Source organism: Enterococcus sp. AZ126 (genome assembly GCF_051714545.1).
Lineage (GTDB): Bacteria > Bacillota > Bacilli > Lactobacillales > Enterococcaceae > Enterococcus_L.
Genome location: NZ_JBIOSB010000002.1, coordinates 12271 through 34406, shown reverse-complemented (window position 1 = coordinate 34406; position 22136 = coordinate 12271). Strand labels below are relative to the sequence as shown.

General features: G+C 32.3%; 30 protein-coding genes and 1 pseudogene. 3 read left to right on the top strand and 28 right to left on the bottom strand.

What is annotated here, in order from left to right; all coding sequences use genetic code 11:
• Positions 1 to 483 precede the first annotated feature (483 nt).
• The 3 genes from IGI43_RS16230 to IGI43_RS16220 all read right to left on the bottom strand — a co-directional run bounded on the left by IGI43_RS16230 (position 484) and on the right by IGI43_RS16220 (position 2470).
• The gene (locus tag IGI43_RS16230) at positions 484 to 1161 is read right to left on the bottom strand and encodes a CPBP family intramembrane glutamic endopeptidase (protein ID WP_438758908.1); all 678 of its coding nucleotides are present in this window, start codon (positions 1159 to 1161) and stop codon (positions 484 to 486) included.
• Between the two features lie 52 nt (positions 1162 to 1213).
• Positions 1214 to 1393, bottom strand: coding sequence for a hypothetical protein (locus tag IGI43_RS16225; RefSeq protein ID WP_438758907.1), 180 nt, complete (start codon positions 1391 to 1393; stop codon positions 1214 to 1216).
• Between the two features lie 543 nt (positions 1394 to 1936).
• The gene (locus IGI43_RS16220; RefSeq protein WP_438758906.1) at positions 1937 to 2470 is read right to left on the bottom strand and encodes a DUF4865 family protein; all 534 of its coding nucleotides are present in this window, start codon (positions 2468 to 2470) and stop codon (positions 1937 to 1939) included.
• Positions 2471 to 2584: 114 nt separating this feature from the next.
• Between IGI43_RS16220 and IGI43_RS16215 the strand changes: the two genes are divergently transcribed.
• The gene (locus IGI43_RS16215; RefSeq protein ID WP_438758905.1) at positions 2585 to 3316 is read left to right on the top strand and encodes a LysR family transcriptional regulator; all 732 of its coding nucleotides are present in this window, start codon (positions 2585 to 2587) and stop codon (positions 3314 to 3316) included.
• Between the two features lie 252 nt (positions 3317 to 3568).
• Here the strand turns inward: IGI43_RS16215 and IGI43_RS16210 are convergent, their stop codons facing one another.
• From IGI43_RS16210 to IGI43_RS16190, 5 genes are all read right to left on the bottom strand, one after another.
• Positions 3569 to 3763 carry a transcriptional regulator gene (locus IGI43_RS16210; protein WP_438757330.1) on the bottom strand — a complete coding sequence of 65 codons (195 nt, stop codon included), beginning with the start codon at positions 3761 to 3763 and terminating at the stop codon, positions 3569 to 3571.
• Between the two features lie 142 nt (positions 3764 to 3905).
• Positions 3906 to 4550, bottom strand: coding sequence for a hypothetical protein (locus IGI43_RS16205; protein WP_438758904.1), 645 nt, complete (start codon positions 4548 to 4550; stop codon positions 3906 to 3908).
• A gap of 41 nt (positions 4551 to 4591) precedes the next feature.
• Positions 4592 to 4819 (bottom strand): hypothetical protein, encoded by a 228-nt coding sequence (locus IGI43_RS16200; protein WP_438758903.1) that lies wholly within the window; start codon positions 4817 to 4819, stop codon positions 4592 to 4594.
• Between the two features lie 443 nt (positions 4820 to 5262).
• A complete protein-coding gene (locus tag IGI43_RS16195; protein ID WP_438758902.1) occupies positions 5263 to 5607 on the bottom strand; it encodes a hypothetical protein in 345 nt (114 codons plus the stop codon).
• Positions 5608 to 5761: 154 nt separating this feature from the next.
• Positions 5762 to 5995 (bottom strand): hypothetical protein, encoded by a 234-nt coding sequence (locus IGI43_RS16190; protein WP_438758901.1) that lies wholly within the window; start codon positions 5993 to 5995, stop codon positions 5762 to 5764.
• Positions 5996 to 6244: 249 nt separating this feature from the next.
• Here IGI43_RS16190 and IGI43_RS16185 point away from each other — a divergent pair.
• Positions 6245 to 6799: pseudogene (locus IGI43_RS16185) on the top strand (tyrosine-type recombinase/integrase).
• Between the two features lie 195 nt (positions 6800 to 6994).
• On the opposite strand, the gene IGI43_RS16180 reads toward IGI43_RS16185, so the two are convergent.
• From IGI43_RS16180 to IGI43_RS16115, 14 genes are all read right to left on the bottom strand, one after another.
• Positions 6995 to 7465: a hypothetical protein gene (locus tag IGI43_RS16180; protein WP_438758900.1), complete on the bottom strand. Its 471-nt coding sequence runs from the start codon at positions 7463 to 7465 to the stop codon at positions 6995 to 6997.
• Entirely contained in the window at positions 7462 to 8052 is a 591-nt protein-coding gene (locus IGI43_RS16175) for a hypothetical protein (protein WP_438758899.1), read from the bottom strand. Before IGI43_RS16175 ends, IGI43_RS16180 begins: the two co-directional genes overlap by 4 nt.
• Positions 8053 to 8069: 17 nt before the next feature.
• A complete protein-coding gene (locus IGI43_RS16170; RefSeq protein WP_438758898.1) occupies positions 8070 to 8807 on the bottom strand; it encodes a hypothetical protein in 738 nt (245 codons plus the stop codon).
• 382 nt (positions 8808 to 9189) lie between these two features.
• On the bottom strand, positions 9190 to 9429 hold the full coding sequence (locus IGI43_RS16165) for a hypothetical protein (protein ID WP_438758897.1): 240 nt from the start codon (positions 9427 to 9429) through the stop codon (positions 9190 to 9192).
• A 38-nt stretch (positions 9430 to 9467) separates the two neighbouring features.
• Positions 9468 to 10067: a hypothetical protein gene (locus IGI43_RS16160; RefSeq protein WP_438758896.1), complete on the bottom strand. Its 600-nt coding sequence runs from the start codon at positions 10065 to 10067 to the stop codon at positions 9468 to 9470.
• A gap of 92 nt (positions 10068 to 10159) precedes the next feature.
• The gene (locus IGI43_RS16155; RefSeq protein ID WP_438758895.1) at positions 10160 to 10384 is read right to left on the bottom strand and encodes a hypothetical protein; all 225 of its coding nucleotides are present in this window, start codon (positions 10382 to 10384) and stop codon (positions 10160 to 10162) included.
• A 144-nt stretch (positions 10385 to 10528) separates the two neighbouring features.
• Positions 10529 to 12028 carry a DNA (cytosine-5-)-methyltransferase gene (gene dcm / locus IGI43_RS16150; protein WP_438758894.1) on the bottom strand — a complete coding sequence of 500 codons (1500 nt, stop codon included), beginning with the start codon at positions 12026 to 12028 and terminating at the stop codon, positions 10529 to 10531.
• Between the two features lie 103 nt (positions 12029 to 12131).
• Positions 12132 to 12608 (bottom strand): transcriptional regulator, ArpU family protein, encoded by a 477-nt coding sequence (locus IGI43_RS16145; protein ID WP_438758893.1) that lies wholly within the window; start codon positions 12606 to 12608, stop codon positions 12132 to 12134.
• 125 nt (positions 12609 to 12733) lie between these two features.
• The gene (locus IGI43_RS16140; RefSeq protein WP_438758892.1) at positions 12734 to 14719 is read right to left on the bottom strand and encodes a DNA cytosine methyltransferase; all 1986 of its coding nucleotides are present in this window, start codon (positions 14717 to 14719) and stop codon (positions 12734 to 12736) included.
• 35 nt (positions 14720 to 14754) lie between these two features.
• Positions 14755 to 14910 (bottom strand): hypothetical protein, encoded by a 156-nt coding sequence (locus IGI43_RS16135; RefSeq protein WP_438758891.1) that lies wholly within the window; start codon positions 14908 to 14910, stop codon positions 14755 to 14757.
• Between the two features lie 43 nt (positions 14911 to 14953).
• Positions 14954 to 15532, bottom strand: coding sequence for a thermonuclease family protein (locus IGI43_RS16130; protein WP_438758890.1), 579 nt, complete (start codon positions 15530 to 15532; stop codon positions 14954 to 14956).
• A gap of 155 nt (positions 15533 to 15687) precedes the next feature.
• Entirely contained in the window at positions 15688 to 16209 is a 522-nt protein-coding gene (gene ssb, locus IGI43_RS16125; RefSeq protein ID WP_438758889.1) for a single-stranded DNA-binding protein, read from the bottom strand.
• 40 nt (positions 16210 to 16249) lie between these two features.
• A complete protein-coding gene (locus IGI43_RS16120) occupies positions 16250 to 16510 on the bottom strand; it encodes a hypothetical protein (protein ID WP_438758888.1) in 261 nt (86 codons plus the stop codon).
• 13 nt (positions 16511 to 16523) lie between these two features.
• Positions 16524 to 16949 carry a hypothetical protein gene (locus IGI43_RS16115; protein WP_438758887.1) on the bottom strand — a complete coding sequence of 142 codons (426 nt, stop codon included), beginning with the start codon at positions 16947 to 16949 and terminating at the stop codon, positions 16524 to 16526.
• 129 nt (positions 16950 to 17078) lie between these two features.
• On the opposite strand from IGI43_RS16115, the gene IGI43_RS16110 reads away from it, so the two are divergent.
• A complete protein-coding gene (locus tag IGI43_RS16110) occupies positions 17079 to 17330 on the top strand; it encodes a hypothetical protein (RefSeq protein WP_438758886.1) in 252 nt (83 codons plus the stop codon).
• Positions 17331 to 17579: 249 nt separating this feature from the next.
• Here the strand turns inward: IGI43_RS16110 and IGI43_RS16105 are convergent, their stop codons facing one another.
• From IGI43_RS16105 to IGI43_RS16080, 6 genes are all read right to left on the bottom strand, one after another.
• Entirely contained in the window at positions 17580 to 17939 is a 360-nt protein-coding gene (locus IGI43_RS16105) for a hypothetical protein (protein WP_438758885.1), read from the bottom strand.
• Positions 17940 to 17983: 44 nt separating this feature from the next.
• Positions 17984 to 19207: a relaxase/mobilization nuclease domain-containing protein gene (locus IGI43_RS16100; protein ID WP_438758975.1), complete on the bottom strand. Its 1224-nt coding sequence runs from the start codon at positions 19205 to 19207 to the stop codon at positions 17984 to 17986.
• A 37-nt stretch (positions 19208 to 19244) separates the two neighbouring features.
• Positions 19245 to 19553 carry a relaxase/mobilization nuclease domain-containing protein gene (locus IGI43_RS16095; protein WP_438758884.1) on the bottom strand — a complete coding sequence of 103 codons (309 nt, stop codon included), beginning with the start codon at positions 19551 to 19553 and terminating at the stop codon, positions 19245 to 19247.
• A 1-nt stretch (position 19554) separates the two neighbouring features.
• Positions 19555 to 19941: a plasmid mobilization protein gene (locus tag IGI43_RS16090; RefSeq protein WP_438758883.1), complete on the bottom strand. Its 387-nt coding sequence runs from the start codon at positions 19939 to 19941 to the stop codon at positions 19555 to 19557.
• 163 nt (positions 19942 to 20104) lie between these two features.
• A complete protein-coding gene (locus IGI43_RS16085; RefSeq protein WP_438758882.1) occupies positions 20105 to 20464 on the bottom strand; it encodes a hypothetical protein in 360 nt (119 codons plus the stop codon).
• Complete coding sequence (locus IGI43_RS16080) at positions 20433 to 22121, bottom strand: hypothetical protein (protein WP_438758881.1); 1689 nt, start codon at positions 22119 to 22121, stop codon at positions 20433 to 20435. The genes IGI43_RS16085 and IGI43_RS16080 overlap by 32 nt, the downstream gene beginning before the upstream one ends.
• Positions 22122 to 22136: the final 15 nt, after the last annotated feature.

Here is a 22136-nt window from a genome sequence, read left to right as displayed (position 1 = left end):
AAACATAGAGATTGAGAAAAAAATTTAAGAATAGTTTCGTCATTATCTTCAATTCTACCTACTCAATATTTGTCATGTGTAACATGCCTAAATTAGTAACGTCCACTTCCATCTCCAACCTTTTTACCATTCAGAGGAATAGGTCCTGATAAATGTTGCCCTACTAAATTGTGTACTAAAAATTTATTTGTATTAATCGTAAAAATAATAAAACAAGTTTTGTCACATTCATTCATAAATGAACGGATATCATGCAAAATCTTATTAATAAATCAAATGATTGAAGCGCTGGGGGCTCAATAATATGAAAGGATTTATATAGAAAAGAACTCCAGAGGAAAAAGAGGAATTGAATGTACAAATTTGAAAAGTGTACAGTATTATAAAGTATATCAGAATGAGTCACGGCTTAAATCTTTTAAACTACATAACTTTTTGGGTATAATATCGATCGTTAATACATTGACTGTTTCCTAAAAGCATTTATATGGCTATACCAAAAATGAATAAAAGAACAGAAATTAGATTATTGAGTAAATGTATACTCATACTTACTTCTATTCTTTTAGTCTTAACATATGTTAATGCTAATATTAAACCAATAGAAACATAGAGTAGTAAACTTGGTATATTGGTTGGGCCATGGGCTAATCCAAATAATGCTGAACTAAAAACGATACTTAGATATTTTGTATTAGGTAGCAAATATCGAATGATACCTGCACGGAAGACTACTTCCTCCATTAATGGTGCAGCAATTCCAACTAAAAGAATATTAAGTAACGGATTCTCATTTTTAAATAAGCTGTTAAATGCTTCTTCATTAGCTGTATCTGATATTCCCATACTATTTAAAGCAACTGTACATAGAAAGGATAGTAAAAAGAGTGCGAACAAACTAACTAGTATAATTGTAGTATTTTTTTTAGATAGAAAATCCAATCGTAATCTATCAAAAAAATGAAGTTTTTCAGCTAAAAAAATGACTGCTAATATAGTAATCAGTGTTAAGAGGACAATACATAATATTGCACTGTTAGAAACACTTTGTTGTCCAGATAATGAATATAATTCCTTTGCGAATATAAAAACAGTCGTAGGTATCTGACTTATTAAAAACAAAATAATTAATAAAACGGATCTTCTAATAACTTTTAACATATTTTCCCCCTTAGAATTTTATCAACATAAAATAATTATTAATGATTACCCATTAAAAAAAGTAAAATAATCCTATCGATATAATTAATAGGATTGTTCCAATTGTAGAGAATGGTTTAGATATTCCATTCCATGCTCGCTTGTTCATTACAGCTCTCCATTCATAATTTACACCTGCAATACCTAGAAAGAATAAACTAATAATAAATAATACAGTCGCTAAGTTTTGCATAAAAATCTCACCCTTTCAATACTATTATATGAATTTATAGTGATAGATACATGCCAACTATATCTTTAATTATTTTTTTTTTCAAATATTATACTTTTGTGTTTTTATAATAGGGGTCCCGAGCGCCTACGGGCAATTTGTATCGATAAGACATAAATTTAAAAATTTTGCTGTTATTTTGTACAATAAGGGGAAATTTTAGGAGGTACCGTAAACGACTGTTTTTGAGAATTATCTGATTAAGCAAATCCAGATCAGTCAAATATTTATAAATTAAAAGTGATCTCGCTGCGACTGCGCAAAATCACTTTTAATTACTTATTAATTTGATATGAAATGGATCATTCTTTTCTTCACCTAAAACCAACATTTAAAAAAAAGCTGACACACTTTTTTTGTGTCAGCTCTATTGTTGTTCAAATTATGATCATAACTTTTGATAGCCTAATATTCTGATTGTTTTTGCTTGATTTTTGTCATTTTTCTTTTTAAATGGCAATATTCGCTCTAAAAGAATGTCATTTCCTGTACACTCTGTTTTAATTATTTTTCTAATGACAAATGTAAAATAGAGTACAACTTTTGATTTTCTTTAAAAGTTTCTGGTTTTTGCTCAAAAAAATAAAAATTAACATACTTCCATTTGTCTGGATTGTAAATAGTTACTTGGCCTAATGTATTTTTAAAATCTCCAGCTTTAAATGTTATATTTTCTAGTGAAGGCTGTTTATAAATATTGTGGTACTCTTCAATGACATATTTGCTTTTTGAAAAAGAAGGACTTAAACTGAGACTTGAAGTAACACCTACTTCAATATTCTGCCATCCAAAAGAATCAATTATATTATCAAAAAATCCTCCAAAAATAAATTTTGTCATTCCTTCCGTTTTTTTCCAAACATATAGAGGACAATAGCTGTTTTCTTGGTTATCTGTTCCTCTTTCTGTTATTAGATAAGCTTTAAATAGCAAATCTTGGAATCCGTCTGTTTTATACCCGTTATTTCTTACTCTTTTTTTAATAATGTCCATATCGTAGTCAGTAGGTAATCCTATTTTATATTGCATTGCTTGCATGTTGTTTAACCTCCTTCTTTATATCTACAATATACTTAACTTATCTAGTGGTGCATAATACAAAATCATGTTATTATTATCAGAAAAAATGATAAGCGAGGAGTGGTCAGACTAATGAATCTAAACGATTTGACTATTTTTAAAACTATTTATGAAGAACAAACAATAAACAAAGCTTCAAAAAAATTAGGTTATGCGCAATCTAACATTACTGCACGTCTCCATGCCATTGAAGAGGAGTGCAATACTACTTTATTCGTTCGTAATTATATTGGTGTAACTCCTACTAAAAATGGAGAGAAATTCTATGGTTTTGTTGTTACTACTCTATCTAAACTTGATTCATTGAAACAAAGTTTTTCTAATGAGAGACCTAAGTTACTAACTTCAGAATTATTACTTAAGCATTTAGTAATGAATAATCAGTTAATTTCTATCAAATCTACAAAAATAACGTGTGTGAAAACAAGTAGCATAAATCCAGAACTGAATAAAAATTATTATAGTCTTGTAATAACATTTAAAAAATTAAATAGACCAGACTATGTTCTTAAATCAGTTCACGAATTATCTACTAGTTTTTTATGTGGCAATACAGATAAAAAAAATAATTTACCAATATTAATCAATAGTGACGCCTCATGCCCATTAAGAAAATTAACACTAAAATTAATCAAAGAAACAGAACGATTAATTGAAATAGATTCTTTAGAAGCTATTATACAGTTAGTTTCTAAAGGAGAGGCATCAGCTTTATTACCTATATACTTAGAAAAAGAAGGTCTTATTCCTGTTGACGATAATATTTTCAAAATAAATTTTTATAGCTATCACCATAGAAACTAGCATTTTAATGCCATTTATCTACAAAAAAGCGGCCATTTAAATCCAAAAATCACACATACTACTTAAAAGCTATCAACATTGTTAAGTTTTGATAGTGTTTTAAAATTCTTATCATTTTAAATAATAAAAGAGCTTGGGACATAAGTCTTAAGCTCTTTCTCCATTTTAAGCTGATTACTGCTTTTACTACTCAATCCATTGATTATCCGTGTTTGAAATAGATTGAAAGAATCGTTAATAACTTTGTTGCTCTCATTTGTTCTTATTCACTTCTACATATGTCCCTGCATGTGGCACATATCTACGTTCACACTCTGGACAATCAAAATAGGAATGTTGGTATACTTTTCTTGCCAGTTTACCACAATTACACTCCACGTAAAATGGCGTGGTTCTATTGTAGTTATCGATTGGAATTTCCCAACTATCATATACTGCTCGAGCCATTCTAACTTCCTCCTATCTATCGTTTTTGGCGTATAGTTCGCCATTTTGAGTTTGGCCATTGCCCTGGCATTATCGATCGTTCGCTTATAGTCAAGCTTTACCTGGTGGATCTCACACTGCATCTGGCAGAAATCAACTACTTTTACGAACGATCCTTTTTAAGAACATTATCCACTTTTTTAAGTGTGATTTCTAAATCACTTATATTTTTTGCATGTTGATTCCTTACGACAGTAGTTAAATATGTGATTATACATTTGGTGAACTCCGAAGCAAAATCAATTAAATATCTTATATCTGAGAAATATATTGGATTTTCATTTATAACTTTATCTAACGAATCCAAACTTTTGGAATCGTTATGCGAAATTACTTTGTCTCTCAATTTTGTTAAGTTTAAAAGTTTTGGTAACATTGAATCAAATTCTTTTCTTCCTTCCACCATTACAGACTTAAAATGATTAAGGGTTATTTGTTTATTTCCAACTTTATTTTGAATAGCGACAATAGTTTCAGGATTTTTTTCGCACCACTCCAATAAGGAAATAATCGTACTCTTTCCGTTTTTATCATATAATCTTGTTATGATTGATAAACAGGATTCTATGCTGGACTTGTAAGTTAAAGAATAGAACGCTGGAGATAACGCCATTGCTTCTGGATAATTCTTCTTCATTTTTGACAGAAGTAAAATTATATCAAGGTTACAATTAACTACGATAATTTGTTCCCATAAAAAATTTGTTAAATTTATAATTCGCTCTTCTTGCTGAATGTTAATCTTCATACTTAAAAGTCCTCATTTCTTGTATTAATCCTTTTTGGCATTTAATCTTCATCGGTTCTAGCAAAAGAAATTTCCCTGTATAATCTCATTGCAGCATTCTTTTTTAATTCTGTTTGCAGCTGCTCTTGAGTTTCATAAATCATCATTGTTGTGTAATGCTTTTCCAGTTCATTCATTAATTCTACGAGTGCCAAATTCCTATTGTATGAGCCTTTCTGATTTTTGATCTCATTGAAGTCTGATTCAATCTCACTTAACGTTCTTTTCATTATTTTTCCTCCTACTGCTCCTTTTTGATAAAAATTACTTTCTCCTTTTGTTAAACAATGCTAAAACAATAGAATCATAAAAATTTACAATTGCTTCAATTAAACTTTCCATACAAATTACTCCTTCTCATCCTTTTTAAAATTGACAATGTTACAATATTCATTTACCATTAAAGTTAAGATAACTCTTTGTTATACCTAAAACGAGCGTTTTCGAAAATTTGACTTATTAATGGTTTGACTAATATAAAAGTAGAGTATTACTGGAAGTTGTCCTAGTTTTGGGGCAACTTTTTTATTCTACCTAAAACGTCGTTTTTGGTAATCCTCTGATTGCTTGTTCAAGATAATACCTCAGTTTAAAAGTTGAAATGAGCTTAGAATCTCTCTACCATTAACGTAGTTTTACCGAATATAGATTTAGTTATAAGTTTAGGTTTAATTTATTGTTTTTCTGCTTGTACAAATTTACCTTTCATCAACTCATAATAATTATCTACCATTTTTTCTAACAACTCAGTGTATGAGATCTCATTGCCTGCTTCATCAAATTCTTTTAACATCCATTCTAGTTTTTTATCCATATCTGAATTAGGATAAAACGTCTCTTTTGCAAATGAAGTTAAAGCTTCAGCATTTCCTAACCTCATATTGTCGAGATTAGATTCACCACTCCTGAATTTCCTAATCGTTGTTTCGCTTTTAATACCTGCAACCTCGGCTATTTTAGTATTTGTCATTTTAGTGTTGAATAAAAGTTGTTCAACTAATTTTCTATCTGCATACATAAGCAATTCCCTTTCGTTGCAGCGAAGTTGTTCGCTACTATTAAATTTGATATAGTATAATAGTAGCGAATGACTCTAGTAGGTTTTCGTTATATGCGCTCTTGTTCTGTTACAGCAGGACAGGAGCTTTTTTCTTGTGTTATCCTTTTTATTTTTACAAATTAACAACATAATTGATAGTCTCCATCGCTTCCTCAACAGAATTTATAGAATCTTCCACACTCTCTATAGCATCCTCACAATTTGTGTAACGATCTGTTCCCCATAAATTTTCGGGTATATTATCAAGCACTGTTTCTTCCTCTTCCAAAACGTCTCTTAATTTTTCTAACTCAACGTGTAAGGCTTTTTCAATATTTTTTAGTACGCCTCTTCTTTTTGCATTCATCTAAATCATCCTCTCTTTATCTTAAATACAGTATATCGCACTTTAGTGCGTTAGTCAACACTAAAGTGCGAATTTATTCAAAAAATTATTAATAGGTGGAATTTTTTCATTTCTTTTCCAATGCGTAAATATGTTCATTTTTACGCTTTCAAATCACAGTGAAATATAGGTTTCTATTTCCAATAGCTCTCAATGCGTTATTATGCTAAAATATAGATATAATAACGCATTCTATCAGGGGGTAAAATCATGAGTTACAATGTGCAGCCATTGCGATCAAATGACGAAATTAATGACTTTCTTTTTTTCTTGCGCCGACATCGATATGCTAAAAGAGACGTGTTTCTTTTTTTGTTTGGGATCAATACAGGTTTGTGAATGTCCGATATTGTTTGTCGCAAAGTAAGTGATATAACATATTCCAGTACACCCCAAATCATCGAGAAAAAAACAGGAAAAAAAAGAACCCTCTATTTAGAGAGTATGCAAAGTCAGATTGAAGACTACATAAAAGACATGGACGATAATGATTGGTTGTTCGCTAGTCGAAATAGAAAGGATCACCTTCAGCCGAAAGCTGTGTACAAGATTTTTCAAAAGGTTGCAACTGGATTAGACAGAGACGATATTGGAACACACACACTCCGCAAAACGTTTGGCTATCATTATTATAAACGTACTAAGGATATTGTTTTTTTAATGGAAATATTCGGCCACTCAAATCAACAGATCACAAAACGATACATTGGGATCACTCAAGACGAAATCAGCGATTCATTAAAAAATTTCCGTTTAGGCTTTTAAATGGGTTGTGCAGAGTTGTTTATGATTGTAACTTTTGATAGCCAAACTTCCTGATTATTATTGCTTGATTTTATTTAATCGATACTTTTAAGTTTTGATAGTTCTAGTGTAAAATCAAGGCCTCTTCATTTAAAAAAAATGAAGAGGCCAGTTTTTTCCTACGATCGATAATTTGTCTATTCAAATCTTTTAGAATTAATCATCTTTATCAATTTGTATGTCACATTTAAAGGAGTCTTTGTTAATATTGTCCTTTAATATTTCTATATCATCTTGGATTGATAAAGGATCAACTTGTCCAATCTTAGTATTACAATTAATTATTTCTTCTATTCTACATAAACATTCTAACAAAACAGACTGGTTTATACTATTTTTTTCTCTATTAGAAAAATTTTTATATTCTTCAAAATTTTTATAAGAATACACAAAAAAAATATCTATATCAAAATTCCTTAGTATATATTCTTCATTCTTCCCAGTTACAGAAATTTCACACAAAAATAGAAACATATTTTTCTTTTTTTTTGCTGTTGCAAGTTTTGCAGATATATCTACATGTTGCGTTTCAGAAATACCATTTTCAGTATCTAGTTCTTCTGGTAAAAAAGTTTCGTATGTTAGTTTATTTATACAAGTGTTTAAATCTTCCAAAATAATGTTCATTGAGTTACCCCGTCTATAAATGTATAGTCTTTTTCTATTGTCTCATTATCTATTTTTCTAATCTTGGTAATAATTTCAGTTTTCCTTTGCTGATCACTTATATCAATTATTTTTTCAAATACATCAAATTTGTCAATTATATTTTTTCTACTATGAAGAACATTTTGAGCATACTTAATACTATCATTGTTTATTTCTAAAAAATAATTTTTCTTCGGTATTCTATTTGCAATTTCCGTAAGATTAAATACCTTTTTTTTAGGAAATACTTTCCTTCCTATCTGTCCTACTCTGTATTTCTCTTCGCTTTTATTTAAAGCCTCATAAATACTAATTTTCCTATCCAGCATCTCTAATGCAAGGTCAAAAGTTGTCTTTGATATATATAATTCTTTTATATCCGCACTATTATTCCCATCTGTTAGAGCTCTATTTTGTAAAACATAACAGAAAAAAACATCATCTAGTTGCGTTGTTATAAAAAATAATGGTGTTGAAAAACATATTAATGGTAATATATTTGATTTATTATTTCCCTTTGTAATTTGAGAGATAACTGAATCTATTTCATTTAGTTTATTATTCATGCTATTATACTCCTTTCTTATATTTCTTCTAATTCAAAGTTTTCGAAAAGCTTTTCAAATGAATAATTTGGGAGTTCCCAGAAATTATAGTGAAATGTTAATGGGTCAGGGAATTGGCACTTTAAATTTCTTTCTATAAATCCAAAATTTTTAGGAATATTACCAATATAGCAATAATCAAACTCACCTATAAATTTAGCATGAAGTTCATCTTTTATTTGTTTAAGCTTTAACTTAGTTTTTTCAACATCTGATTCTTCATTTTTACTATCGAATATTTTGAAAAACGAAACAGAGTATTTACCTATATTTTCATACTCAACTATTTTAGATTCTAATTCTTTAAACTCAATTGACTTTTTCTTAAGCAACTCATTTGGAATAAATTTTTCTATCTCTGAAGATACTTTTTTAGTTTTATTATTGTGTAAAACATCTTTCAATATTCTCTCAAGGTCACTAGGTAAAAAATAAACCTCTTTGTTATCTACATCCAGTTCCAATTTCTCAAATTTATTATCTGTAAGATACTTTATTGCTAAATCAAAATCATCGTTTAATTTTTCCTCTGAAATATGATCAGCAGTCATACAAACTTTAGGGTTAACATACCTAAAGATAATATTTAGTTCTAAATATTGTCTTTCACTTTCATTTTTATTTATTTGTAGTTGATTATTTCTACAAGAAAATAATACAATATCTTTTTTTTTTGTAGTTGTACAATACTTGTTATAAAATTCTGAACAATTCATATGTAATCTCCTTGATTTTTTCACCACTATTACTTATTATACCATATCTTTAATTTTGAGGTACATGTACATAAATGTGAAAAAGTATGCTAGAGAGTCATTGCGAACATTAATCTTCTTTTGATTTTTCATTTTTATGATTTGCTCTGAATGTAATCTGAGTTTATTATTTATTTCAAAAACCAATGTTTTTGGTATAGGCATATTTAAGAAAATCTTACTCAACGTGCTTATGTAAGATTCTGATTATTTACACGTATAATTTACAACAAAAAAGTGATCTCGTTACAACTGCACAAGATCACTTTTGACTATACTCTATATTTACACCACATAATGATAAAAGAGACATAGAGAATTTTCTATATGTTTCTCTCTCAAATCATTTCAACTCACAATCATCTTCGATTTCTTCTGTATTATAAATTCCGTCTATCCAAACAGCATCCATGTATAAACAAGTTACAAATTTATTTGTGACAGCTTCTAATTCATTTGTTCTAGAATAATTATTTTTATCTAAGAATGATATTGCTTCACAAATAGAATTTACTTCATCAATTGTAAAAGGTATCATAAATTGACTATCTTCTGTTTTCTTAATTCCTTGTGTATTAACCATATTTTTCAACCTTCTTTCTTATCCCAAAAACCGTCGTTTTATTCAATAAAAAAATGATTGGCGATTTCTTCATATTTAAGATCTGACATTTCACTTAGTAAGATAAAAAACTTTGTGTTTGGGTACTGTAAACATAAATCAAGTATAGAGCTTATTTGATTATAAGATTCAAATAAAACATTATCTAATATGATTACATCATAATTATTTGAAATGTATGTTTCTAAAATATTAAGTAACGACTTGAAACGTTCTACAGCTGGAGACCCCCACAATGTTTCATAATAAGGTACTTTTTCTATATTACTCACAGTTAAAAATTCGTGTTTACAATCACCTGAACTATCACTTCCCATTTCTGTCCCCACACGGATAAAAAAGTATTTACTATCAGAATATACTCTGTGTGCATCTTCCATATTCAGTACAATTTCTTTAGAAAAACTCTCAGCCATATTTGCTACTGAATCGCTCAGAACTGTTTCAGTATTTAAAATAATTGCTAAGTCTGAGTGTTGTGTTTTATCGGATAGCATTTCGCCAACAACCTGTATTTTATTTTTAAGATCAGCAACAATCTCTTCTTCCAAAGTCATTGAATACTCCACTAAATCTACATATTCTTCAACTGCTACCATGTTAATTTCCCCTTTACATCTATGTATTTTTTACTGAAGTCAACATGTATTTATTCTCATGTTGACTTCAACTATTTGATTAAATTACTTTATTAATCCTCTGTTGTAATAATCTTTGATAAAGCTTTCTCACCAAACCTAGCCTTGAACCTTTTGATAAATTCTTTTTCTCCTAAAAATTCAATTTGCGCATTGATTGTTGCTAATGAAGCAGTTCCACTATACGCATCTAAAATGAATCCATTCTCTTCAGCAATTCTCATCACCTCTTTCCAATTTGAGTCCATTTCTTTTACTTTATCTTTGTTAATTTTCATAGCCATTCTCCTTATTATTTTTTTAGCTTCTTGAAATGTGTTGCTTAATTCCTTATACCTTATTATATCATTACTTATATATAAGTACAACTATAATATGTAGAAAAGTAGCGATTTTTTTCACTACTTTTCTACATATTTATTCTATAATCGGCGAGCAATGTCATAGACAACAGATATTGTCACACTGTTTCCAGCTTGCTTGTATAACTGACTATTTGATTGTTTTTGTTCATACTCACAATCATAATGATCTAAACCTCTTTTTAAGATATCAAATGCAATTTCTTTACTATCAAACTTAGCAGCAAGAAATGCCCAATCAGGAAAAGCTTGTAGTCTCCAGCATTCTAAAGGAGTAAGTTTTCTTATTCTGAATTCCTCAGTTAATACTCCTTGTTGGCTACCTGTCAAAATTGTATTTGACAGCTTTTTCCCAACACGTCCACGTCTATATGCCGAACCAGGAAACGAAAGGTTAATGCTATCACCTGGTGTTGCTTCAGAGTAGCCTTTTTTGGTTGCTTCTTTTATTGCTATCTTTGGCTCTTGTCCTCCACCTTGCATTGTCATTAAAGTGGGAGATACGCCTTCAGGACTAACCACACTACCACTTTGTCTATAGGTACCAGGTAGTTGACCCACTACCATAATTCCATGCCTGTCTTGTGCAGTAATCGTAAACATTTCATCACCATTATTTTTAAATCTGCGCCCATTCTGGCGTTTGTTTAGTCGGTCTGGCGTTAAAACTGGAACCGCAATCTTACTGCCTTCTCCTTTATTAGTCGTGATCGTTGGTGACAAACCTTCTGCATGATAAACGTTGCCATTCAGCCCATGCTTTGACGGATTGACATTTCCAATCACAATCTGTTTTGGGGCTTTGTAATCAGTCGCAGTTAGAGTTCCCATCAACCCATCCGTATAAAATGTGCGCTCTCTTGTGTTTTTAGAACAATCATTGTCTTTATGTGTAGTACCAGCTAAATTTATTTTGCTTGATTGACAATCAGCTGCGCTGTCTTCTCCCGTGAGAGGAAAAATTGTTCGGGTATTTTCTCCTCTAAGACATCCGATAATATAGACCCGTTCTCGATTTTGCGGTACGTATACTTTAGAGTTAAACAATTGCCACGAGCAGTCATACCCCAATTCATCCAGCGTTCTGAGGATTGTCTCAAAGGTAGATCCTTTTTCATGGTTGAGCAATCCTTTGACGTTTTCAAGCAATAAGTATTTAGGTTTGAGTAGTTTAGCAAACCGTGCGATTTCAAAGAATAAAGTTCCTCTTGTATCTTCAAATCCTCTCCGTTTTCCAGCAATGCTGAAAGCCTGGCATGGAAATCCTCCACACAAAACGTCAACGGGTCCAATTCCTCTAACAAATTCATCTGTAACTGTTGTGATATCATGCATTTCCACCTCTCCTGTTGTATTGTGTATTGCTTTATAACTTTGTCTTGCAAACTTATCAATTTCACAAAATCCAATACATTTATGACCAGCTTTTTCCATTCCAAACCTAAAACCACCTACACCAGCAAACAGATCTAAAAAAGTTAATGATCTATTCTTCTTGATTGTTGTTTTGATTATTGGTAAATGTGTGTCAACTTGCTGTTGTTCTTTTAAAGTATTCATATATTTTCTTTCCCACATGTGTATCAAGAATTTCAAGCGCTTGATATACATAGTTTAACGGTTAGTCCGTTGGTAAAGAGGAGGATCTTTGTTGTATAAAGGTTTATGGAATGTTGGTTTTTAAAACCAGTAGATCTAAAGGTCGAGAAAACTGTAACATCGACTCTTTGGAATCTTCAATGATAATATTTTTTTGGTAATTGATACGTTCACTGATCAATGGTACAGAAAGCCCATAAACATAACGCAACATAAATATTTTTCTACTACGTTCAGTCACTTCAGGGCGATAAGGGTGCATGATAGAGGAATAGCCCAATATAAATAATTTATTTAATCGGAGAAAATCATAACGATATTCTTCATAAGCGTTCAGTCCTTCATTCGACTGTATCCAACTATTTTCTTCATTGGTCAAATGATACACTGTTGTTAACTTTGGCAGCATAGGAAGCCCTACACGTTCCCGTGCTGTTTTATACGCAGATAAAAAGATTCCCACGTTTGTTTTTGTTTCTTTCCAGTTAATCTTATCGATTGTAGGGATTTCATATTTTTCGACATCAAAAAGCCTCACCATTTATCACTTCCCTATGTTATAATAAGCAAGTTACTGTGAGGCTTTTGATCTTATATTTTTAGTCTTATAGTGGCACGAAGAATGGCTGGGGAGGCATCCCTAGCCTTTTCTTTTTGTCTTTCCAATCAATATCCAAAGTCAGCATTCAATAATTCCACTTGTTCCTCAAATGGCGCCATGCTACATAACTCAGGAAGATTACTCCTTACCAAATGAACAGGTATATTCGGGCTTACTGCATTTCCACATCTTCCTACTTGCACACTTTTAGGCACTATCTTATTTTCGTGGTCTCGATCGATCACATAGTTCTCAGGAAAGCCCATCGCATTAAATAGCTCACGTGGATCTAACATTCGCAGTGTGATATCGGTAATCTGATAATCAACGCCTTTGATCGTTACTAGTCCAAATCGATCTTTTGTTGGTATTGTATGAATTGGCTCATCTAGTGATTGTCCTACATCATTTCCGTAGTATTTTGTTAAAAAAGCTGATTGACTATACCCAAAAGAAACATCCGTACTGTATTCGGATAAAAAACTTTTCACTTGTAAGCTATTGTCTATATTTCCATTTAGCTCAATTTCACAAAATGAATGAACATTTCTTGCTGTAATTGTATGCAATGGATCTTTTATATCACTCGCTACTGATCTAGTTTGACCGCCATAACTTTTAGAAATGAATGCTGTAACTAAACTATGGTAATCTACTTGGGTAATAGTATCTGTAGGATTTCTAGGATCAATACCAGCGCCTGTATAATTTCCCCCATAATGCTTAGAAAGAAAGGCTGTCATTAGTGAATGGTGGTTACTTTGAGACGTAATTGTTCCCAATGGATTATTGACAGTTGTTCCCGTACTATTTCCATAGTCTTCTTTGATCCAAGCTGAAGCAAAGGCAAACTTATTTCCGCCACTAGTTACAGTTCCAATTGGTTGATCCATATTCAGTACTCTCTTGCCTTCAGGATCACCATAACCCATTTGAATTAGAGTAGGACTTATAAGTGCATGGTGTCCACCTGTCGTGATTGTTTTCAATGGTTCATCAACCTTACTACCTTTATGCCCTGTTGTATTTACTAAAAGTGTTGGCGTTACTAAGCAATGCTCTGCTTTTGTTGTAATTGTGGTCAGCGGTTCATCAATAGGGTATTGTAATCCGTCTTTTCCAAATCCAGTTTGACCTATCCTTACAATAAATGGATCTGGTTCGTTAAGAACAAATTTGAATAAGCCACGGGCAATCCTCTTCATTGTTGCTGGTGAAAGTGACTTCTTTCTGTTAAAAATTGATTTACCTTTTTTAGAAAAATCAATGATTTCACTAGCAGCACGATATGGTTTTAAATCCCCTTTTTCGACCTCTTCACTATCTTTATGTCCATGAGTCGGTTGTGGCCATACAATTGGACGTTTGTCACATCTTGCAATTAAAAATAATCGCTTCCTTGTTGTAGGAGCGCCAAAATCACAAGCCTTTAAAATTTTATACTCAACGGAATAACCCAATGCTTCTAAATGTTTAATAAATTTTTTGAAAATCTGTCCCTTTTTTTCTTTTATTGGTGCAAATAATTGTTTTTCATTAGGAGTGACTTCACCAGGTTCAGCAATACGATTCTTTGTTGTCCATTTTCCTGTTTTTTTATTGTAGAAACGCACCAAATCCGTTGTCACTATTCGACCTGTTTCATCATCCCTTACAGCTTTCAATAGTCCCCATGTCATAAACTCTTCAACGTTTTCTAACATAATAACTCTTGGCCTGACTTTAGAAGCCCAATTAAGTGCAACCCACGCTAATCCTCTGATTTCTTTGTTTACTGGTGTGCCTCCTTTAGCTTTACTGAAATGCTTGCAATCAGGAGAAAACCAAGCTAATGCTACTGGTCTACCAGCCGCAGCTTTGATTGGATCTACATCAAAAACATTCTCACAATAATGCTTCGTGTTCGGGTGATTAGCCGTATGCATTGCGATAGCATCTGGATCATGGTTGATAGCAATATCCACCGATCGCCCAATTGCCATTTCCATTCCAGTTGAAGCACCACCACCACCTGCAAAGTTGTCTACTATAATCTCTTTGTTTTTTCTCATGTCTCACTCTATCCTTTTCTTCAGTATCTTTGTAATTAGATAACTATTTTTTTCTTTTGAATAATCATCTTTAATACGAAACGAACACTTTTAACAAGTAAAAATAAAACTTTAAATGTATATTTAATTGCTAAGTATAATAGACCAAAAAACAAGTAAAACATTAGCACCATCACTTTTTCATCAATCATAATAAATATCCTCCTCATTATTGTCTTAGTCAGTTTCTAACGGCTACGGTTTAAATCCCTTGTCCGTTACATAGCCATCAATACTCCAGATACCAATTTTCTCAGTTTTTGCTTGTCGTTCTTCAGTTAATAAAGAGTCGAGAATCCCTTTATCAGAAGAACTTTGAGCATATGCAACTCTTGCTAATCCTTCACGCACGAGTATTTTTTGTAACAACTCACCATCAACATAAACATAGGCCAACGAACGTCCATACTTGTCAGTGGAATTATTTGGGTCCTCCTTCAGCTCAATTGATTGTGCTTGCTGAAGCAGTTCCTTTGTCCGGTTGCTAGCATCTAATCCAAATGGCTGTATCGGTGTACCAGGTTTCTTCGTTTCAGGTGTATCTATCAGTAAATATCGAACTTTTGTCTTTTTCCCATCAATCAAAAATTCAGTTGTGTCTCCATCAATTAATCGGCTCAGTGAAACTGAATGAATCGTTTCTTTTTGATCAGTATTTTCTATTGAATCTAGTTTATTTGAAGGAAGGTTTGAATGAATAAATTGGAACCCACTACCAAATAGAAAAATGATCAAGAGAATTATTTTTCTTATTGTTTTACGTTTTTTATACATTTGATTCTCCTTAAACTAATTATATTTACCTTTTGATATTGAACCCTCTTGGATCTAATCCGTCCATAGAGGGTTGATATTCACCTTGTGGTTTCTTTATATTTTCAGCAACATCAAAGATTGCGTTTGGATTAACTTCTCTTTTAACAACATCTTCAAAAGGGCAAGTCATCATCAGAAATATCAATCGTTGATCCACTTCCAACAAATGGATCTGAACTTCTAGCAAAATCAGGCATACACTTATTGTCCTGAGAATGACGTTGAGTATGGGTATCATAATTAGAATTGGGTTGATTATTCTGAAACGAATTGGGTTGATCGTTACCAATAGAATTGTTTCTTTGTTCAGCGGTAGCTCGTGATTCTAACAATTGGAAATTTTCACACACAACTTCAGTGACGAAAACACGTTGACCTTGTTGATTCTCATAGTTTCTAGTTTGAATACGACCTGTTACGCCTAACAATGTACCCTTACGCGCATAGTTCGCCATTGTTTCAGCAGGTTTACGCCAGATAACACAGTTGATGAAATCTGCTTCACGATTTCCATTTGCATTTGTAAAGTTACGGTTTACTGCTAAAGTAAACGTTGCAACTGCTGAACCACTATGTGTAAAGCGTAAATCAGGATCTTTCGTGAGTCGTCCGACTAATACAACATTATTGATCATTTAAAGTCTCTCCTTTTTAGAAGAGTAGCCTAAGCTACTCTCAATAATTTTTCATATTTTTTTCAAACTGTTTGACTACAGGTTCAAAGTAGCTGTATAAAGATTCTTGCTGATCTCGATTGTTGAAATGTTCTAACGTTTGTTTGGCTTCAGCGTAAAATTCCACTTCTCTTGGTGTCGGAACCAACGTTTCGTCAACTTCAGTAAGAACGAACAGGATTGCTTCACCCTCTTCTTTTGTAAGAGGGTGATTTTCCTTAAGTTTTCTTTTTCCTGACCAAAAATTGTCTACTATCTTCATTTGAAGTTCCTCCTTATGGATAAATGATTTCAAGTTCATTTTCATTAAGTACATATTCAAGGTCCACGAAAAGATTATGAACTGCACTGATAGTCCATGTATCCGAATCCCACGAAGGTAAATTATCCAAGCCACATTCACTCATTGCTGTTAACACTTTAGCAAGTGCTAAGTGCTGTTGAACTAAACTTTCCTTAATTAGGTTAACGGTATACTTATGATCAATTTCTAGCATCACATCTAATGAGATATCATGTGCTTTTATGACGTCTTTAATGCTGATCATAAGCTGTGCATCTTTGGAACCTTCTTCTGGAAAAGCGAGTATCCATCCTCTTAAATACAGGTAAAAGAGAGCTAATTCTTTTTTGATTTCTAGTGCTTTTTGAGTTGCAAGAAACATTTTTTTCAGTTCTTTTTTTCGTTCTTTTGTTATCATATTTATTCCTCTTTTCTTAATTCCTTATACCTTATTATATCATTACTTATATATAAGTACAACTATGTTGTTGCTTTTTTTTTCTTTTTTCTTTATACTATTACTTATATATTACTAAGGAGAATGAATATGAATATTGATTTATCCAACGAACAAGAATTAGAAGAGTTCAAAGAATTCCTTAAAGAAAATGTATTAACAAAAAATGAAGCTATACTAATAACTGATCAAACTTCTGTTGCATTTAATCAATCTGTTTTAATGGGGCATATCCATCCAATTTTTGAAACTGAAGGTAAAGGTCCTGCAAAAGTTAAATTGTATTTGAAATCTCAATTAGAAGAATATGCAAAGACAAAAAAACAAATAAATAAAAAATAAGAACCCACCTATGTGAGTTCTTATTTTTTTGTTCATAATCAATCAGGAGATAACCATTTATTTTCCCATGCATTATACGCTACGCATGCAGCAATTGATTCTTGTCTTTTTTTATTACGTCAAGATTTCTTTTTTCACATTCTTTAGAAAAAAAGAAACGCAAGTGCTTATTACTTTTAAAAAAATCAACTCCATCTTTTAAGAATCCGATCCACTAAAATTCCTAGAACATAAACGAAGAAGTCTTTTTTATCTTCTAGTATGATCATCTAATAGCTTATCTTCCCATTCTTGGGCTAGGATCTCATAACAATCTAGGCAATAATTCTCACCTTCTTCTTTTGACTCTAAAATATTTTCACAACGAGTACAAAAATATTTCCCCTTCATTTTTAATTCTTTTTGGCAATCACGACAGTATACTTTTTCACTACCTTTAAGTATATGAATACAACTCTTACACAAGATAACTGGTCTTAAAACTTCCCCACGATATGATTTTCCTTCATTCGATTTAAGAAATTCTAGCAATTCATTTTCAGCATTAAAATTTTTTATCCTTCCTGTGACACGACTATTTTTATATTCTCGAGCTGTGTATTGGATCATATTTATTCATCCTCTATTATTCTTTTGTTGTTGCTATTTCAATTTTATTTTTCAAATTCACCTGGTTCTCTCATTCCTTTATCTGTAAGAATTCCCATAGCAGCATCATATGCTTTGAGTTGTTTCTCAAATATTTTCACTTGCTTCTCTAGATCATTGTTTTCTTCTCGCAAAGCCTTCACTTTGCTTAATAACTCAGGATTGTTTGGTTCATATTTAAGTTGTTCATTTGCTTTATAAAGTTTTTCTTTTAGTGTTTTTCTTGCAAACTGAACTGCTTCAAAGTTATCATGAAAATCTTTACCTAAAACTTTTGGAGCATTTTGGCTGCTGACTTGTCTTGCAGATAGAATATTTAACGCTGTGACCATTTCTCTTACTTGTTGAATGGCTGAATTTTTTCGTTTTGGTACTAATCCACTTTCACCAGAAAGATAGCTTGCCAAACTAGAACCTTTGACAAATTTATTTTTGTTCGCTTGATCGTCACTCCAAAAATAAAATGTATCTTTATAATTAAAATGAGCTTCATATCGTCCATCTTCTCGTTGATCCAATTTATAATCAGGAATCTTTATTACCCCTGTTTCATATCGACTGTACGCAACTTCCACATAAATTCCCGTCATTGTATCTTTTTGTATTTGCCACGGCTCAATAACAAAAGTTAAGTCAGGTAGTTCTTCTTTCTCCGCTTTTTGTTCTGCATACTTTTGAGCAATTTCGCTCACATGAAAAACTGCATCTGGATCATTTTTGCTAGTCCGTTCAAGAATATTTTCTACATTATAGATTCGGTGTTTCTTATTTAACGTGTAATCACGAGCAGGACGTTTTTGTGGCATATCCAATAATTTGTAGTTGATCACTTGTCCATATTCTTTTGATTTATGGTTTGGATCAACTTCAATACTCAACAGTTTGGCTTTAATTAGAAAATCATCCCAACTTGTACTATGTTTCAAAAGAAAGTTGAGTCGTTCTTTCAACTCAAAACGAAAAGCATATTTTCTTCTGTATTCTTGGTATTTGGTGTATGAGTTTTTCTTTACAGATTCTAGAATCATAGCTCCATGATACTCAGCAACCTTATCAGAGGAATTTCTTAAATGCGCAGCTGTTCCTCTTTGCCATCTGTATTTTTTTAAATCTACAGTTGACGTAGTATTAAAAATGATATGATTGTGTAAATGATCTTTGTCAACGTGCGTAGCAATCACAAACTCATACTCATCACCTAAAAATTCAAGCGCTGTCTGTCTACCTATTTCGTGTACTTCTTCTGGCGTAAGATTATCATTCGGATCAAAATTTTGTCGCTGTCTGTCTACCTATTTCGTGTACTTCTTCTGGCGTAAGATTATCATTCGGATCAAAATTTTGTATAAGGTGTCGTGCAATAACTTCATCATTTGATTTTTTATTCGACTGTCCTAGAACGTTCTCAGCTAATTTCCTTGTTAAGTTCATTTCAAAAAATGCGTTGTTCACTGCATTAATTTTATGCCCACTAGTTAATGTTTGATTTTTTGTTTTTTCAGGATTCAAAATGTACTCTATAGCTCGTTTTAAATTCTTTTCTCCCTTAACAGTGAGTGCTTTTGTCGTTGGCAATTTACTCACTCCTCGTAACTTTTTGTATTTCTCTAAGTAATATTTCCTGACTCTGATTGTAATTGCTTTTCATTTTGGCAAACTCAGAAACCAGAAACTCAACATCCTCTCTCTCAACGATATCCGTTTGATTGAGCTTATGAGCGATTTGATTCAAGTTATTTCCAATTCTGTTAAGTTCAGAGACATACTGTCCTGTTTCAGCAAGTGATTCTTTTAGTGTGGAAAAATCAATTTTGATAACCCTACCGTTTAGTGCCATCATGCGAATATAATTGGTAAGTGTTTTTAGACCAGCAATCTCCATATTTTTAGTAATTTGTTTTTTTTCGTCCTCTGTTACATATACTTTCAGCATCTCACTGCGAAACAGGTTCTTCCTTTTCATACATTCATCTCCAAACTTTGTTGAAAATCGTCACGCAAGGCTTCGCCTTGCTACAGAGACGATCCGTAAAACCGTCCGCTCCCTGAGCGGAGGCTCGTTCTCTGGCAAGCATAGCAAGGTGGGTACACCTTACGAAAAAAATAAAAAAAGCAGAATTTGAAAATCACAGATTTTCAAATTTGCCTTTTTTTGTTTTTAATTTTGGGGCATGCCCCAAACCCCATTTCTTTTCATTTACTGCTTCACTAGGCAAATACTTTTTTTGAACTTCCTGTAGGAGCGTTTGTAACGATTCTTCTGATAGTTCCTTCAACGACTCTTCTAAAAAAGCTAAACTTGAAATATGAACACTGATCGTTTGATCGTTTAATTTTTCAAGATTACGTCGTTCTGCCTTTAATTGGCCAATCACTTTTTTTACTGTAAGGATCTCTGAATCCTCTTTCTCACCTTCAGTATAATTTTGACAAACACGCCATAAATAATACTGACTAAGTGGCCGCTTCTTTATTGCTTCCATCATCATTATTGCCTTCTGTTCCATCTTTGAATTTTTCTAAATAGTCGCTCATGCTAAATGGCGTATCTGATTTTTTCTCTGCTTTGTTTTCTTTACTGGTTGAAATATTGGCCATTGCTTGACTTTGTAATTCTCTGGCTTGCTTGATTTCTTCTTCTAACGTTGCACGAATTTTTATAGGTTCTTTTTCGTTTAAGTGTGTTTCAAACCTTTTTAAGAATTGTTCACTTCTAAAAATTACTTTTGTTAATACACGTTGAATTTTTACTTTGCCATTTTCTAGAGACCGAAGGTTGTCTAACACCTCAAAATCAAGTGGTAATGGATCCATTCCAAATACCATACAAAGGACAGAAGCTACGCTTTGATTTTCAAAACGTATAATCTTATTATGCTCAGGTTCTTCTTTTTCAATAAGACAAACAAGCAAATCTTGCAACGTTTGCTGCTCACTTTGATCTGCTTTTAACCGAATTTTATAGTCATCAACCGTAGATTTTTCCACTCGATCAAAAATGATTTCTTGCTTACTCATCTTTTCAAAAATCAGAAATAGTTGAGTGGGGCTTGTTTCATTTTTGTTTTTTGTTCCTCTTCCTTCCGTATCTGATTTTTCAAAATAGGGAACGATCGGCAGTTGTTCATGATCTGTTAACGATAACCGTTTTTCTTCAATAATTTCTCCAGTATCGCCATTTACTTTATGCGCATTCTCACCAAAAAGAAAAATCGGAGTTGCTCCTTCTTTCAGTGATCGAACTTCTCGAATCCAATCATGTACCTCTTTTGTTTCAGAAGCTTCAGAACGTTGGTAAAGCAATAGCAGTTGATTCATTAATGATAGGTTTTTCGTTTTAGTAATACTTCTTAAGAATCGTTTGTAGTTTTCCTGTTCGGTCCAATCATCTAAGTGATCAACTACGTAAGCAGCAATTCCTTCCGAATCACTTTCTTCTAACAGACGTTTGAGCGTTTCATCGAGGTGAACATTCTTTGTCGAGTGTGCTTCCAAACATTTATCAAAGCAATTCAACAACATTTCTTGTGTTTCTTTCCGATAATACTTCTGATCATTTCGGTAAAAATAGGCGAGAAACATTTGGCGAGCTTCTTCAAGAGTTGGTTCTTTTTTTGCTTCTATTTCTGCTTTTGTTTTTGACCACACCTCTTGTAAGAATGATTGTAAAAGTGCTTCTAGATCATACAGTTGCTTAACATTTTTAGAAAGTACGTTATCTTTCTTGCGGAACTGTTCCCAAAATGAAGCAGGAAGCTTCTCGAAAAGAGCAACAACAAGTTTATAAAAATCAATCGTAATAGGGACTTGTGGTAATTCTTTAACTGGAGGAAGCGTTGCTTTGGGATTAAACTTTTGTGAAACGTCAAAGAGTGTTTTTTCTGTTAATCTCGTTTGAGTCAAAAATGCTTCATCAATGATATCATAAGGAACATCTAAAGTTGTTGAGGCATATTGAAATGCCTCAACAAATAGACGATTAGGTTTTTCAACGCCCTGTTGCCTTAGATAGTCATAAATTTCATGTGCATGAAGAGCAATAGCCAATGCCGTTACTTCGCTTTCTTCTTTGAAAAACTTAGTCAACTTTCGTTTTTTGGCAATAGCTGCTTTTTCATAATCTTCAGGAAATAATGTGGGCATATCCTAAGCGCCTCC